Below are 15,150 nucleotides of genomic sequence, written 5' to 3'. Positions count from 1 at the left end.
GGTGTACTATCCGTTTTCGTGGTTTAAAAGTGTCGGTTTGTTGGCTGCTTATTTGGCAGCCTTTGGTGTGTTTGGCTGGTACATCAATGAGTTCATTGCCACATTAGCCATCGGCGCCGTTGGGTTGCTGTGTTGGAACTATTGGCAGCTTTATAAACTGAATAAATGGCTCTGGCATAGCAAGAAAATGTCACCGCCCACTGCGGTCGGCATCTGGGAGCATGTTTACGAAGGTATCTATCACCTGTCGCGCCGCAACCGCAAAAAGCGTAAGGAGCTGGGAGAACTGGTTAAGCGCTTTAGAGAAGGTTCTGAGGCGTTGCCAGACGCTGCCGTGGTCGTTGATGAACACGCAAACATTGTGTGGTGTAACCGACTCGCTCGGATCGAACTGGGTCTGCGTTGGCCTGATGACGCTGGGCGCCGCATCGATAATCTGATACGCCACCCGAAGTTTATCGAATACTTTCACGCTGGAAACTATCACTATCCGGTCGAAGTGCCTTCGCCAGCGAATATTCGAAAAATCTTTGAATACCGTATCATGCGTTACGGTGAAGAACATCTGTTATTGATCGCACGGGATGTGACCCGAGTTTCCCAACTGGAAGACATGCGTCGCGATTTTGTCGCCAACGTATCACATGAACTGCGCACCCCACTGACGGTGATCAACGGGTATCTTGAACTGCTACCGAACGCGCATGACGACGGTTCAATGACCGGCAAAGCCTTAAGCGAAATGAGTGCGCAAACGTTACGTATGCGTAACTTGATCGAAGATTTGTTAATTCTGTCTCGGATTGAATCCAGTGCGGAGCGGATCTACGAAAATACCGTTGATATGCCCAAAGTGCTTTCCACCATCGAAATTGAAGCGGCCACGTTAAATCAGGACCGCCATCACCAAATCACTTTCCATATTGATGCCGATGTCGAGCTGTTTGGCGTTGAAACAGAATTGCGCAGCGCGTGTTCTAATCTGGTTTTCAATGCAATCAATTATACACCGTCTGGCGGCAAGATTGATGTGTTCTGGCAAAACCACAAAGAAGGCGTTCGTTTTGCGGTGCGAGACAATGGCGAGGGGATCGAAGAGAAACATTTATCCCGCCTGACAGAGCGTTTCTATCGCGTTGATAAGGCGCGTTCGCGTAAAACGGGAGGCTCGGGCTTAGGCTTATCCATTGTCAAGCACGTACTTAGCCATCACAATAGCCGCTTAGACATCACGAGTGTTGTAGGGGAAGGCAGCGAGTTTTCGTTTGTGCTTTCTGATGAATTAATTAAAACACGCGACCCGTTGAGCGTGCAGAGAAACTCATGACCAACCCACGCCTTTCATGCGCCGTTTGGGCCAGTTTGTTCATCATGTTGGCGATGATGATAACTACAAGTCGTGCTGAGCAACTGAATACACCGCAGTCAGCTAAGCGGGCTAGCGTTGACCTTTCCCCCTACGCGCGTTTTCCTGGCGTAGACGGCAGTATTACGTCAGTGGGTTCTGATACGCTGGCAAACCTGATTGCGCTGTGGTCACAAGAATTCAAAACTTTTTATCCGCATGTGAAATTTCAAATACAAGCTGCCGGTTCCTCAACTGCGCCGCCAGCCTTAACTGAGGGCACAGCCACTATCGGGCCGATGAGCCGAGAATTAAAATCGAGCGAGATTAACGCGTTTCGGCGTAAATACGGCTATTCCCCAACACTGTTGCTCGTTGCCGTCGATGCAATCGCCATATTTGTCGACAGAAAAAACCCGCTACCCGGCTTAACGATGTCGCAATTAGACGGCATTTTTTCAGTCACGCGGTTTTGTGGCGCGCCCCAGCCGATTCAGCGATGGGGGCAGTTAGGTATCGATTATCTGGGCGGTGATCATGCGATCCGTTTGTTTGGCAGAAACTCTGTGTCCGGAACCTATGGCCTGTTCAAAGATATGGCGCTATGTGAAGGGGATTTTAGAGCTAACGTGAATGAGCAACCGGGCTCTTCGTCGGTCGTATTGTCGGTTGCTTCCTCTAACGGCGCGATGGGATACGCGGCCTTTGGGCACAAAACCGCCGGTGTGCGAGCGCTGCCTTTGGCCAAAGAAAACGGGGCTTTTGTTCCCCTTAATGAACAAACGGTGCGCAGCGGTACTTACCCGTTCACGCGCTATCTTTACATCATGATCAACAACCCCCCAGAGCAACCTCTACCCACATTGGAACGCGAGTTTCTGCGTTATATTTTGTCGGCTGAAGGTCAGGCGTTAGTGGCCAGAGACGGCTATTTCCAAGTGCCTTACGACGTGTTGCAGCGACAACTGCGCATTCTCAGTGGCGATGACGGGCTGATACCGGCACGCTAGTCCCCCTTTAGCGCACGGACAACACAAATTCTCTGTAGTTTGTGAAAGTTTTGTGACAATCACCTGGTGTAACAAATTTGTCATTTGCCTCGGTTAGGCTTCTTGCGTTTTCAATTAATATAACATTCGACTGGAGTCTAGAATGCAAGTGAAGCACCTCTTTAAAGCATCTGCGATTGCAACCGCATTGGTACTAGCGGGTTGTGGTGGTGATATCAATATCAGCGAAGGCGATATTGACAATAGCACGGTTAATAACAACACGAATAATGGCGGTGGCGGCACGCCCACACCACCACCGGCAACAGATAATACTCCAGGCGAAGTCAGCTCATTCCTTTCTGGCGAAGTGTCAGCGGCATTCGGTCAAACGGTTGAAGTGCGTGTGCTTTCTGGTCGCTTAACAGATGATGACGCGACCAACGGCAAAGTCACGCTGACTAACGACAAAGTGTGGGCATTGGAAGGCCCTGTATTTGTTGGTGGCGACAATGCAGACAGCACCGTGCTTGAAATTGAAGAAGGTACGGTTGTGTTTGGTCGCACCGGTAACGACTATCTCGTGGTTAGCCGTGGTTCACAGATTGAAGCCATGGGTTCGGCGTCTAGCCCGGTCATCATGACATCTCTTGCTGATGTGTTAGGCGATGAAGTCGGCGCAGGCCAATGGGGTGGTGTGGTTATTCTCGGTAATGCGCCGTCGAACAAGTGCCCAGTTTCTGGTGAGTGTTCGCTTCAGGTTGAAGGTGTTCAGGAAGGTGCAGTCTTTGGTGGAACGGATGAGACTGACAATTCAGGTACGTTGAACTACTTTGTGGTCAAGTATGCTGGTTTTGAGATTGCGCCAGATAACGAGCTAAACGGCATTACCTTCGGTGGCGTTGGTTCTGGCACCACCATTGATTACCTTCAGGTTCACGCGAATGCGGATGATGGTATCGAATTCTTCGGTGGTAACGCGACGCTTAAGCACGTTGTATTAACGTCTATTCAAGATGACAGCATCGATTGGGACAACGGTTACCAAGGTAAGATGCAGTATGTGTACGTAGAGCAGGATCGCGCCTCTGGCGACGCTAACCGCGGTATTGAAGCGGATAACGATGGCTCTACGCCAGACATCGAGCCTCAATCTAACCCAATGATTTCAAACCTTACCATCGTCGGTAACAATTTTGACGGTGAAGACGACTCTGAGGGTGTTTACCTTCGCGAAGGTACAGGCGCACAGATTTACAACATGGTCGTAACTGGCCCTGCGGGTATGGGTGAATGTTTTGAGGTTGAAAACTCAACTGAATCTCAGGCGAACCTGGACGACGGCACCATCACAGTAAGCAACTCAGTGATTGCGTGTAACAATGGCGAGAACTTTAAGTCTGACACGGCTAACGGTGCGACAGACTTAGAAGATTGGTTCTTGAATGTACAGGCGAATAACTTCGTGTCTGAATCAGTCGGTCTAAACAACGACGGCACACCTACCAGCGAAAGCCCGCTACTGGGTGCAGGTACAGATGCTTCACAAGTTGATGGTTTCTTTGAAGCAACTGATTTCATCGGTGCATTGGGTGCAGACGCGGACTGGCGTCAAGGTTGGGCATTCGGTTTTGGTGGTGGTGAAGTGGGTGTTGTTGATTCAGCCTCAGGTTGCCCTACCGGCACTACGTCTATCTCTCCGGTTGATGGTACAACCACAACGTGTCAGGTAAGCGGCCGTATCACATCAGATCTTACGCTAACCTCAGGTAATCTGTACGCATTATCAGGTGCTGTTTTTGTCGGAGGTGATAACACAGACAGTGCTACGTTGACTGTTGAAGCGGGTGTGACGCTTTATGGTGCTTCTGGTAACGATTATTTGGTGGTAAGCCGTGGTTCACAGCTTGTCACAGAAGGCACGGCAACAGCGCCAGTCACCATGACATCGCGTGACGACATCGTTAACGACGCAGGTGCCGCGGGTCAATGGGGTGGACTTGTTATCTTGGGTAACGCGCCATCGAACAAGTGCCCAACAACAGGTGATTGCTCACTACAGGTTGAAGGTGTTCAGGAAGGTGCGGTATTTGGTGGCACCAACGAAGCCGATAACTCAGGTTCAATCCGTTATACTCGCGTGATGCACGGCGGTTTCGAAATTGCGCCAGACAACGAGCTAAATGGTGTGACGTTTGGCGGTGTTGGTTCAGGCACCACAGTTGAATACTTACAAGTTCACAAAAATGCTGATGATGGTGTTGAATTCTTCGGCGGCAACGTGGATGTTAAGTACCTTGTGCTAACGGATATTCAAGACGACAGCATCGATTGGGACAACGGTTTCCGTGGCCGCATGCAGTATGTCTTGGTACGCCATGCACAGGATAACTCTGATGCCAACCGTGGTATTGAAGCGGATAACGACGGTTCAAACCCAGCGATTGAGCCTCAGTCAAACCCAATGATTGCTAACGTAACCATTATCGGTAACGACTTCGACGGTGAAGATGACTCTGAAGGTGTATACCTTCGCGAAGGAACGGGTGCACAACTCTCTAACTTCATCGTGACAGGTTCTGCGGGTATGGGTGAGTGTTTCGAAATTGAAGGCTCAACTGAAAGCCAGGCTAACCTGGGCGACGGTACAACCACATTCAGCAACTCAGTTATCGCCTGTGAAAATGGTGAAAACTTTAAGTTCTCTGACGGTGACGTGAACCTTGAAGATTGGTTCCTGAATGTTCAGGCGGGCAATGCAGTTGAAGCGGATCGTGCCGCAGTACTTAACGGTATCTACAGCATCTCAACCCAAACGCCTAAAGATTTCTCTGGCGACACGTTCTTTGACAATGCTGACTTTGTTGGCGCAGTGAAAGAAGATGCAGACTGGACAGCTGGCTGGACAGTCGGGTTAGAGTAACATTCGTTATTACCTACTTATTGTGACAATACAGCGCATGCAGTCTTTGCATGCGCTTTATTAATCAGAACGCATTTTTATGAGGTTAATAATGAACAAGCCTGCACAAAGGTTCCCCTATAACCGCTTAACCACAGCGATCGTAACGGGGTTATTGTTGCAACCGATTGCAGCAGTTGCACAGGAATCAACATCTGCGCAAGATGAAGATCAGGTGATTGAAGAGGTTGTTTCAACAGGAACGCGTCTTAAAGGCACGGCAACAGCCGTTTTGCAAGAGCGAAAGAATCAAGCTTTCGTTGCTGATATTCTTGGCGCTGAGCAAATTTCTCGAACAGGCGACAGTGATGCAGCATCAGCACTACGTCGTGTGACGGGCCTGACACTGGTTGACGGTAAATTTATCTACGTACGTGGTTTGGGTGAGCGTTACTCAAGTACGCAGCTGAATGGCGCGTCGGTACCCAGCCCTGACCCTACACGTAATGTTATTCCGCTGGATTTATTCCCCTCGGATATTATTGAGTCATTATCGGTGCAAAAAGCGTTTTCACCGTCTATGCCAGCGTCTTTCGGTGGTGGTAACGTTGATATTCGCTTAAAAACCATCCCCACCGACTACATATTCAATATGAGTGGCAGTTTGGGTGGCAATACCGAGAACTTTGACGACGCCTACCAGTACGGCGGCGGCGATAATGACTGGGAAGGTCAGGATGACGGGTTTAGAGCAGCACCTGCAAGTATTGCCAACCGCTGGTCTTCGAAAAATTTCTTAGATAACCTTGACCAAAGTACGGCAGTGGATTTATTGCGTGATGTTCAGCGCAATTACGATCCGGCGCTGGACAGCGTTAACCCTGATGTCGGCTTTAATGTTGCACTCGGTAACAGTTTCGATTTCAACCAAGATATCCGCTACGGCTTTTTAGCAACAGCGGGTTATGACAATAGCACTCAGGTGTCTGAACAGTTTCTGGGTGAACAACAAAGCCGCGATGGCGAGAGTGTGCGCTTCATTCGCTTTTTTGATCAGGTTGACTCAACTGAAAAGTCTGTCAAATGGTCAGGTATGTTCAATTTTGGTATCGACTATCAACGCAATCATCGTATTGACTACAGCTTAATTGCTCTGAACGATACTCGCGATGAAGTGCGTGAAAAGATTGGTAACACGGCCAATATTCAATTGGTGGACAATCAGCGTATTCGTGACGTCGAAGTTATCTACGAAGAGCGCCAGATGTACACCAATCAGGTGCGCGGCAAGCACACTTTCCCGGAATTGGCATTCCTGGGATTTGACTGGAAATATTCATTGGGCCGCTCGAATCGAGATGCGCCGGGTAATTTCCAATCACGTTTTATTCTGGAAGACTTTAATGGCGACGGAATATTCGACCGTGATGCAGAAAGTAGCCTGAGTAATGCGCCCACAGCGGCACGCTACTCGTTCCAGACATTGCACGATCGCGTAGAAAACTACGGCTACAACTTCAACATTCCTTACTATATGGATAAGTGGGAAATGGAGTTTAAAGCCGGTGCCGACTTTATCACCAAAAGTCGTACGGCAGAGAATCGTCGTTTTGACGTGAACACTCGTGCATTTGCAGATTCAAGCATTCTGACTGGCAGCGTTTTCTCTGATATTTTAAGTGATGACGTGCTGAACAATGCGGCGTTTACTAACCAGCCGATTATCCGTGATACCACGATTGCTGGTGATGATTACGTCGCGGGTCAGAAAATTGATGCTTATTATTTCGAAGCAGACTTATTCTTCGACAATACATGGCGCATCAGTGGTGGTGTGCGTTACGAAGACTTCCGTCAGGCGGTAGTACCTTTCGACCCACGTACCAATCAGATTGATATCATCGACGGTGCTGACCGCTCTCAGCTAGCGTTTTTGGAGGATGATTTTTATCCCGCCATTGCACTGACGTATTTTATCAACCCTGACATGCAGTTGCGTACCAGTTTCTCTGAAACTGTGGTTCGCCCTGATTTGCGTGAAGTTTCCTCAGCGACTTATCTAGATCCACTGACAGACAATCCGATTGCAGGTACACCCGGCGTTCGTACCACGTCTGTGAAGAACTACGATATACGCTGGGAATGGTATCGCGAAGCGGGTAATAACCTGTCAGTAGGGTTGTTCTACAAAGACATGACGGACCCGATTGAGTCGGTACAGTCACCTGCGCAGGATGGCCCGCCGCTTATTCGTATCGCGAATGCCGAAACCGGTGAGCTTTACGGCGTCGAAGTCGAGTTTTTGCAAGGGTTAGACGTCATCGGTGAAGGCGTGTGGGATAACCTGTTCCTAAGCGGTAACGTCACCTTGAGTGATTCTGAAATCACACTTGATCCGGTTGCCATTGAAGAACAAACGGGTGTATCTGCCGCTATCACGAATACTCAGCGTCGCTTGACGGGTCACTCTGAGTACGTGGTCAACTTGCAGTTGGGCTTTGACTCTGACAATGGTGAGCACTCAGCGTCATTGGTCTACAATGTATTCGGTGAGCGAATCATTGTGCCAGGCATTGATTTCTTTGATGACAACTTCGAACAGCCGTTTCACTCACTTGATGTGGTGTACAAATTTTATCCTGACTTTAACAGTACTCTGACACTCAAAGTGCAGAATATTCTGGATGAGTCTCGCGAACTTGAGTTTGAGGGGGTGACCTTTCAATCAGAAACCAAAGGCATTGGCTTTAGCTTAAGCTACAAATATGAGTTTTAAGGCTGCAAACTAACAAAAAACCCGCTGGATCAGCGGGTTTTTTAATACTTAGCAATCTAGTCATGCAACTAATACTTATTAACGACCGTGAGTTCGTCCTTCACGGAATCAACATTGTCAGTATCTTCAGCAATCGCTAACGCTATCTCACGCTCCGATTCTGATTTAACCTTACCTTTCAGCGTGACCACTCGATTATCGACATCGATATCTATTGTTTTAGCGGTGAAGTCAGATTCACGCATGAGTCGCGTCTTTATTGACTCGCTAATGCGCGTGTCGGCAGTCGCCATGCCCATATCAGCATCGTCCATGCGGGTCATTTCGGTGTCGCGTTCAGTGTTCATCGCTGTACTGGTCATCGCTGAACCTGTTTGACGATTCATGTCGTCCGTGTCATCCATACCGTCGCGCTGAACGACGAGCATGTTGTTGACACTCATAACACCATCAATATCACTAACTACCTCTTCGGCAAGCTGTTTATCCATTTCGCTTTCGACATTGCCACGAAGCGTCACGTTTCCGTTATCAACATCAGTTTCAATTTTGAACGAATTTAATTCAGTATTGAATAACAAAGAAGCCTCAGCTTTTCCGTCAATCCAAGCATCCTTTGTTTCGCCTTGCCATGTATTTTCGTTTGCCATCGCCGTAGAACTTAGCGCTGCCATTACCGTTAAAGCCATTATATTACGTTTCATAATGTATCCTTAGGTATAAAAACCAATATTTAACATAGGTGATTAAATTGTTTACATCGATTAACTCAGTTAATGACATGACACCAAGCTTAATGCATGCCAGATGGTAACCAATTGATTTAGCAGTCTTATTCTTGAGGTTAGCAACAAGGTCTACGTAATTAATGCAAGCTACTGTGTACAATTTGCTGAGTTTTGTGGTGTTATTGTCAGCAGTTGCCATTGCTGACAACAGACCGAATGCGAAATGACCTGAACACCAATTCGGTCGAATTTAGAATTTTGTGAGATATTTGTGATGAAATTAAGACTAGTAGTGGGTGTGTTGATTACCCTTTGTTTTTCCGCGAACGCCACGCAAACAAGCAACCAACAGAGCCTCAAGCCAGCGAATATCGGTATAGTGGCTGATCGACTGGCTGAAAAGAGTGTGTCCGATATCATTACGCTGGCCATGCGGCTGCAACTAGAATGTCAGCAGGTCAGCGATGAAGACGTGTGCGGGGGCGTTAACTCAATACTCGCTGTCTTAGATGAACGAATCGAGTCCTTGCCTGCATCATACAGTAAAGTGTCTCTGGCATTTTTATCCGGGCTGATGGACGGGGTTAAAAACGCAAACAGAGATATGCTAAGCAGACTGCATCGGACGGAGTAACTATACGACCCAAGGGTATGCGTTCAATTGGTTGAAGCGTGTCGCTAATTTGGTCTATCGTTCATGGTAAATAATTCTTTTCTGAGTCGAGAATAGACAAATACCAATGCATAAACCAAATCTTCTGATTGCAATGAATAGAGTGATTATTACGCTCATTTATTTAGTCACTCCAATTGTTGTGATTGTGCCTATTTTAGGCGCTCACTTTTGTACGCCGCTGACGTGTTTTGCACACCTAGTGTCACTCTCGTCAAAATCCTTGCTTGGAATGGTTATCTACGCGCTGTTTATTTTGGGGTGGACAGCGGTTTTCTATCTGCTCTTAGTTCAAATCAAAAACCTAACGGTATTTCAAAGATTGAAGATGAGGCTGCTTATACTTCTTTTCTGTGTATTGATTCTCCTGCTAGTCTTGCCCATCCACGGAGGTTCAAAAATGATGTCTTTCTTTGAGCACCTCCAAAATACGATTGAATTCCTCAACACAGCAAAGACCAACAGACCCTAGCGATTGCCCGCCGCTGATAAATACTCAGGACAACTGAGCTTCAAGATAAACCCCAAAATGTAATAAAACTGTCACAGACAATCTTCATACTTGCCGGCAGTTTGAATGGTCGGGTTGTGCCGGCTTTTTTGTATCTAGGATTGGTGAGTATGACCTTAAAGAAATCGCTGCCCTTTGCACTGCTTGCCAGTGTTATGGCAATGCACACAGCTACCGCTCAAGAAGAGGATCTTAAACCTGTCGTTAAGATCGCGCAGGAGACAAATGAGTCTGCTGCTAACTCTCAGCAGAGAATCAATAATATTACTAACCAAATCGACGATAAACTGGCTCAGTTTAAAACGCTGAACAAAGAAATCGAAGGGTTAGAGGTATATAACCAGCAACTGCGTCGTCAAATTGCCAATCAGGAACAGGAAATGGCTGATTTGAATGATTCAATTGATGAAGTGAGCGTGATCGAGCGCCAAATTACACCATTGATGTTGCGCATGATCGAAGGTCTTGAGCAGTTTGTTGCATTGGATATGCCCTTCCTGCCCGAAGAACGCGCTAACCGTATTGTCGACTTGAAGAACATGATGGATCGCGCCGACGTAGCGCCTTCAGAAAAATTTCGTCGGGTGATGGAAGCCTTTCAGGTTGAGATGGACTATGGCCGTACCTTAGAAGCGTACAGCGGTATCCATTCGATTGACGGAGAAGAGCGAGATGTAGAGTTCTTACGCTTAGGTCGCACCGCACTGATTTATCAAACACGTGATGCCAGTCGCCAAGGTGTTTGGAACAAACAAACGCGCCAGTGGGAAGAATTACCGTCTAGCTATCGTACTCAGGTCACCAAAGGTCTACGCATGGCGAAGAAACAACTTGCGCCAGACTTATTAATGCTGCCTGTGGCGAAGACGGACTAAGGGGTGATATCCATGAAAACAGTATTTAAACAGGCAATTGTCGCGCTAACGGCTTGCGTTTTTGCTGGTCACGTAGCGGCACAAGATCGTGCCCTTGATTTGGATGCATTGCTTAAACAGCTTGAAGAAGGCAAGTTTGCACAAGCGCAGCAGAATACCCAGCGTGAGCAGGAGTTCATACAGAAGCGTGCTGAGCAAGATCAAATGTTGCGCAACACAGAGCAACTGCGTGATCAAACACTGCAAACTTCAGAGCGTTTAGAAACCACGTTCGAAGAAAACGAAGTTAAGCTTGCCAATCTGAATGAAACGTTGAACAACCGCCTAGGTTCTCTTAAAGAATTGTTTGGTGTGTTACAACAAGTGGCTGGCGATACCAAAAACAAATTCTATAACTCAGTGATTTCTGCGCAAATACCGGGTCGCTCGGAATTTCTTGATGAAATGGCTCAGTCGATGGGGTCAAGCTCTAAGTTGGCTTCCATTGAAGAAATTGAGCGTGTGTGGTTCGAAATTCAGCGTGAAATGACCGAGTCAGGCAAGGTCACTTCATTCACCACCGATGTGGTTGAAGCGGGTGGTCAGAAGGTCAATAAAGAAGTGGTTCGCGTCGGCCCATTTGCGTTAGTCGCTGACGGCATGTACCTGGATTACAACAACGCGACCGGAACAGTGTCTGAGCTAGTGCGTCAACCGGCTGACCGTTACAACGACAGTGCGGCTGAGTTGCAAGCCTCTAACGGTGAAATTGTTCAGTTTGGTGTGGATCCTACCGGGGGCTCTATTCTGGGCTTGTTGGTTCAGGCACCGAATCTTAAAGAGCGTGTTGAGCAAGGTGGTTTGGTCGGTTACATCATCCTGATTGTGGGTGCGATTGGTCTGCTATTGTCGCTTGAACGCTTGATTACGCTGACGTTGATAAAATCGAAGGTAAATCGCCAGCTTAAGTCTGACACGTTCAAAGATGACAACCCTCTTGGCCGCGTAATGCAGGTCAAAGACAAGTATCCAGAAGCAGATACCGAAGCGCTCGAACTGCATCTCACCGAAGCTATTTTGGGTGAAGTGCCTAAATTGGGGCGCAACCTTACCATCATTAAGATAATTTCAGTGGTCGCGCCATTGATGGGTCTATTGGGTACGGTAACCGGTATGATTAATACATTCCAAGCGATTACCTTGTTCGGTACGGGCGATCCCAAACTGATGGCCGGTGGTATTTCAACGGCATTGGTTACCACCGTGTTGGGCTTGGTTGTGGCAATTCCAACCACGTTGCTCTACGCCATGTTGAATACGCGTAGCAAGAACATTGTGTACATCTTGCAGGAGCAAGCTTCGGGTGTTATCGCGGAGCGCGCAGAGCGGAGCTAACTGATGATCGAGATATTTGAAGCAATTCGCGATTTTACAGAAACAGGTGGCCAAGTTCTCTTGGTCATCGGTTTGCTGATATTCGTGATGTGGCTACTGATACTCGAACGTGCGCTGTATTTGTTCTTTGGCCACAAAGAAGCAAAACGTCAGGCTATCAATGCCTGGAAAGCGCGAGACGATAAATCGTCGTGGTTTGCAGAGCAAATTCGTCAAAAAACGATTTCTACGTTGAGTATCAAGTTAAACGGCAGCATTCCCATCATTCAGGCGCTGGTGGCGTTGTGTCCACTCCTCGGATTGATGGGCACGGTAACCGGTATGATTGAAGTATTTGATGTTATGGCTATTTCAGGGTCGGGTAACGCTCGCTCAATGGCGTCTGGTGTGTCAAAAGCGACCATCCCAACCATGGCGGGTATGGTCGGCGCGCTGTCCGGAGTTTTTGCGGCGACGTGGCTGACGCGCACCGTAAAGTCTGAACGGATGCACATTGAAGACGCGTTAGCGGTGAAGCGTTAGTCATAACCCTAAGATTAGGATTCTGGCGGTGAAGACACCGTTAGAGCACGAGGAAAGAGATTATGAAGCAGCACTTTCAAAATTTGGTCGACGAAGAAGAAGCCGCAATTGATATGACGCCCATGCTGGACGTGGTTTTCATTATGTTGATTTTCTTCATCGTTACGGCGTCGTTTGTGAAAGAGGCCGGTATTGATGTAAACCGCCCAGACGCCGCCACCGCGGTGAAAAAGGATCGCGCCAACATTTTGGTTGCCATCAGTGATACCGGTGAAATTTGGATTAACAAACGTCGAATTGATGTGCGCGCCGTTCAAGCCAATATTGAGCGTTTACACGCGGAAAACCCACAGGGTACGGTGGTCATTCAAGCCGATAAAAAAGCCACGACAGAGACGTTAATTAAAGTCATGGACTCTGCCAGAGCGGCCGGTGTTTACGACGTATCAATTGCTGCACAAGAGCCGTAAATCATGCTTCGATTCCTCATTGCCATTGTACTATCAGCGCTGATCACTTTGGGACTGTTCTTTTTGATGCAGTCGTTGATCCAAGCGGGTGGTAGTGCACTCACTGAGCCACCGCAAGGCAGCGTTTTGGATTTTGTGCGCGTGAAGCAGAACGAGGATGTTCAGCAAAAAGACCGCAAACCCAAAAAGCCACCTGCGCCCAAAGAGCCGCCGCCACAAATGGAACAGCCGCAGCTAGACTCGCCAACGCCTGATGGGGAAGGCAGTGGTTTAGACTTTGCTGCCGATGTGGGGGGAGATGTTGCACTCGATGGCGGCCTCGCGCTGGAGTCTGGCGACGGTGAGTATTTGCCGATCGTTAAAGTCGCCGCCGTTTATCCGCGTCGTGCATTGCAGCGAGGTATTGAAGGCTTCGTGATTGTTGAGTTCACTGTAACCAAGCAAGGTTCAGTGCGCGATCCCGTGGTGGTTGAAGCCAATCCGCAGGGTATTTTTGAACAAGCAGCGATGGACGCAGCGTTAAAGTTCAAATACAAACCGCGCGTAGTGAATGGTGAACCGACCGAGGTTGCCGGTGTTCAAAACCGTATAACATTCAAGATTGACGGGTGATACACATGACGATGAATTATCCCACGTGGCGTTCGGTTGTGAGCGGTTTCGCATTGAGTGTGTTGAGTGTTGTGATACTCAGCGCCGCGCCTGTTTCTCAGGTCTCAGCGCAAGAGCAAAAGGCCAGCGAAAAACAAACGCGTAAAACGCCAGCCTTGCGCGCAAGGGTTTATGATCAGCTATCGCGGGCTCAAACGGCGGGTGACGCCGGCAACACGCAAGAAGCTATCGCGATCCTCAAAGAAGTGGAAGATAAAAGCAGCTCAATGAACAGTTATGAGCTTGCTATGTTGTACAACTTCTATGGGTTTATCTATTACAACGCCGAAGACTATGACGAAGCCATTGAATCGTTTGAAAAAGTGGTTCAACAACAGCCGATACCAGAAACGTTCGAGCAGACAACGCTATTCAGCCTCGCCCAATTGCACCTTATGCGCGGTAACTACGCTAAAAGTATCGAGGCGCTTGAGCGTTGGGAATCTTTGCAGACCGGTCCCATTCCGCCAAAGAATCTGGTGATCAAGGCGCAGGCTTATTATCAGAATAAGCAGTACAAAGAAGCCGAAAAGTTCATCACTGCAGCGATTGAAGGCCATGAGGCGGACGGCATGCTGCCAGATGAGGGCTGGTTGATTTTGCAGCGCGCTGTGTTTTATGAGCTGAAACAGCCTGAAAAAGTCAAAGATGTTTTGATTAAGTTATTGAAGCTCTATGAAGATCCAAAGTACTGGATCCAGCTAGCTGGTATGTATGGTGAGCTTGAGCGTGAGGAGGAGCAGTATGCGATTATGGAAGCGGCGTATCAGCAAGGCTATGTGAAGTCTGCATCAGACACCTTCAATCTTGCGCAACTGTATTATTTTCATCAGGCGCCGTACAAGTGCGCTCGATTGATGGAACAGGCGCTGGCAGATGGCACATTGGAACGTAATCTACGCAATCTGAAGTTTTTATCGCAATGCTGGACGCAAGCGAAAGAAAACGAAAAGGCCGTGCCGGTCATGCAGGCCGCTGCTGATTTGTCGGATGATGGTGATTTAGATGCGCAGCTTGGTCAGATTTACCTGAACCTTGAACAGTGGGATAAAGCCATTGCCGCCACGCAAAAGGCGTTGGAAAAAGGGGATTTGTCCAACAAAGGCACAGCGCACTTAGTGCTGGGGATGGCGTATTACAACAAGCGCCAGTTTGTTGATGCATTGAATGAATTAGCAGAGGCTGAAAAAGACAGTAGTAGCCGCGGTATGGCGCAGCAATGGCGCAAATACGTGCAAGGCGAGAAACAGTCTTACGATGCCATTCAGGCAGAGTTGTCGTCTTAACTGATTAATTTGGCAATCAAGCATAAAAACGTCGCATCTGCGGCGTTT

12 protein-coding genes are annotated in these 15,150 nt (G+C 48.1%); 11 read left to right on the top strand and 1 reads right to left on the bottom strand.

Annotated features, from left to right (window positions below; genetic code table 11):
- Position 1: 1 nt before the first annotated feature.
- From phoR to KIU71_RS02600, 4 genes are all read left to right on the top strand, one after another.
- The gene (gene phoR, locus KIU71_RS02615) at positions 2–1,327 is read left to right on the top strand and encodes a phosphate regulon sensor histidine kinase PhoR (protein ID WP_214129594.1); all 1,326 of its coding nucleotides are present in this window, start codon (positions 2–4) and stop codon (positions 1,325–1,327) included.
- Positions 1,324–2,355, top strand: coding sequence for a PstS family phosphate ABC transporter substrate-binding protein (locus KIU71_RS02610; protein WP_250207185.1), 1,032 nt, complete (start codon positions 1,324–1,326; stop codon positions 2,353–2,355). The genes phoR and KIU71_RS02610 overlap by 4 nt, the downstream gene beginning before the upstream one ends.
- Before the next feature lie 142 nt (positions 2,356–2,497).
- Positions 2,498–5,257, top strand: a complete 2,760-nt coding sequence (locus KIU71_RS02605; protein WP_214129593.1) for a hypothetical protein — start codon at positions 2,498–2,500, stop codon at positions 5,255–5,257.
- A gap of 91 nt (positions 5,258–5,348) precedes the next feature.
- Positions 5,349–8,012, top strand: coding sequence for a TonB-dependent receptor domain-containing protein (locus tag KIU71_RS02600; RefSeq protein WP_214129592.1), 2,664 nt, complete (start codon positions 5,349–5,351; stop codon positions 8,010–8,012).
- A gap of 68 nt (positions 8,013–8,080) precedes the next feature.
- Here the strand turns inward: KIU71_RS02600 and KIU71_RS02595 are convergent, their stop codons facing one another.
- Positions 8,081–8,716 carry a BON domain-containing protein gene (locus KIU71_RS02595; RefSeq protein ID WP_214129591.1) on the bottom strand — a complete coding sequence of 212 codons (636 nt, stop codon included), beginning with the start codon at positions 8,714–8,716 and terminating at the stop codon, positions 8,081–8,083.
- Between the two features lie 298 nt (positions 8,717–9,014).
- On the opposite strand from KIU71_RS02595, the gene KIU71_RS02590 reads away from it, so the two are divergent.
- From KIU71_RS02590 to KIU71_RS02560, 7 genes are all read left to right on the top strand, one after another.
- The gene (locus KIU71_RS02590) at positions 9,015–9,374 is read left to right on the top strand and encodes a hypothetical protein (RefSeq protein WP_214129590.1); all 360 of its coding nucleotides are present in this window, start codon (positions 9,015–9,017) and stop codon (positions 9,372–9,374) included.
- 705 nt (positions 9,375–10,079) lie between these two features.
- A complete protein-coding gene (locus KIU71_RS02585) occupies positions 10,080–10,799 on the top strand; it encodes a DUF3450 domain-containing protein (protein WP_250207231.1) in 720 nt (239 codons plus the stop codon).
- A 12-nt stretch (positions 10,800–10,811) separates the two neighbouring features.
- Complete coding sequence (locus tag KIU71_RS02580; protein ID WP_214129588.1) at positions 10,812–12,173, top strand: MotA/TolQ/ExbB proton channel family protein; 1,362 nt, start codon at positions 10,812–10,814, stop codon at positions 12,171–12,173.
- 3 nt (positions 12,174–12,176) lie between these two features.
- Complete coding sequence (locus tag KIU71_RS02575; RefSeq protein ID WP_214129587.1) at positions 12,177–12,695, top strand: MotA/TolQ/ExbB proton channel family protein; 519 nt, start codon at positions 12,177–12,179, stop codon at positions 12,693–12,695.
- A gap of 62 nt (positions 12,696–12,757) precedes the next feature.
- Positions 12,758–13,165, top strand: a complete 408-nt coding sequence (locus KIU71_RS02570; protein WP_214129586.1) for an ExbD/TolR family protein — start codon at positions 12,758–12,760, stop codon at positions 13,163–13,165.
- A gap of 3 nt (positions 13,166–13,168) precedes the next feature.
- Entirely contained in the window at positions 13,169–13,777 is a 609-nt protein-coding gene (locus KIU71_RS02565) for an energy transducer TonB (protein ID WP_214129585.1), read from the top strand.
- Positions 13,778–13,788: 11 nt separating this feature from the next.
- Positions 13,789–15,102 carry a tetratricopeptide repeat protein gene (locus tag KIU71_RS02560; RefSeq protein ID WP_214129724.1) on the top strand — a complete coding sequence of 438 codons (1,314 nt, stop codon included), beginning with the start codon at positions 13,789–13,791 and terminating at the stop codon, positions 15,100–15,102.
- Positions 15,103–15,150 lie beyond the last annotated feature (48 nt).

The organism is Alteromonas oceanisediminis, assembly GCF_018474025.1.
Taxonomy (GTDB): domain Bacteria; phylum Pseudomonadota; class Gammaproteobacteria; order Enterobacterales; family Alteromonadaceae; genus Alteromonas_E; species Alteromonas_E oceanisediminis.
The sequence above is the reverse complement of the archived record's forward strand: the minus strand, read 5'-3'. Positions and strand labels throughout refer to the sequence as shown.

What these genes read in the sequence shown, in the direction of transcription:
- KIU71_RS02610 (WP_250207185.1), top strand. Translation starts at nt 1,324, where the DNA reads ATGACCAACCCACGCCTTTCATGCGCCGTTTGGGCCAGTTTGTTCATC.
- KIU71_RS02605 (WP_214129593.1), top strand. Translation starts at nt 2,498, where the DNA reads ATGCAAGTGAAGCACCTCTTTAAAGCATCTGCGATTGCAACCGCATTG.
- KIU71_RS02600 (WP_214129592.1), top strand. Translation starts at nt 5,349, where the DNA reads ATGAACAAGCCTGCACAAAGGTTCCCCTATAACCGCTTAACCACAGCG.
- KIU71_RS02595 (WP_214129591.1), bottom strand. Translation starts at nt 8,716, where the DNA reads ATGAAACGTAATATAATGGCTTTAACGGTAATGGCAGCGCTAAGTTCT.
- KIU71_RS02590 (WP_214129590.1), top strand. Translation starts at nt 9,015, where the DNA reads ATGAAATTAAGACTAGTAGTGGGTGTGTTGATTACCCTTTGTTTTTCC.
- KIU71_RS02585 (WP_250207231.1), top strand. Translation starts at nt 10,080, where the DNA reads ATGGCAATGCACACAGCTACCGCTCAAGAAGAGGATCTTAAACCTGTC.
- KIU71_RS02580 (WP_214129588.1), top strand. Translation starts at nt 10,812, where the DNA reads ATGAAAACAGTATTTAAACAGGCAATTGTCGCGCTAACGGCTTGCGTT.
- KIU71_RS02575 (WP_214129587.1), top strand. Translation starts at nt 12,177, where the DNA reads ATGATCGAGATATTTGAAGCAATTCGCGATTTTACAGAAACAGGTGGC.
- KIU71_RS02570 (WP_214129586.1), top strand. Translation starts at nt 12,758, where the DNA reads ATGAAGCAGCACTTTCAAAATTTGGTCGACGAAGAAGAAGCCGCAATT.
- KIU71_RS02565 (WP_214129585.1), top strand. Translation starts at nt 13,169, where the DNA reads ATGCTTCGATTCCTCATTGCCATTGTACTATCAGCGCTGATCACTTTG.
- KIU71_RS02560 (WP_214129724.1), top strand. Translation starts at nt 13,789, where the DNA reads ATGAATTATCCCACGTGGCGTTCGGTTGTGAGCGGTTTCGCATTGAGT.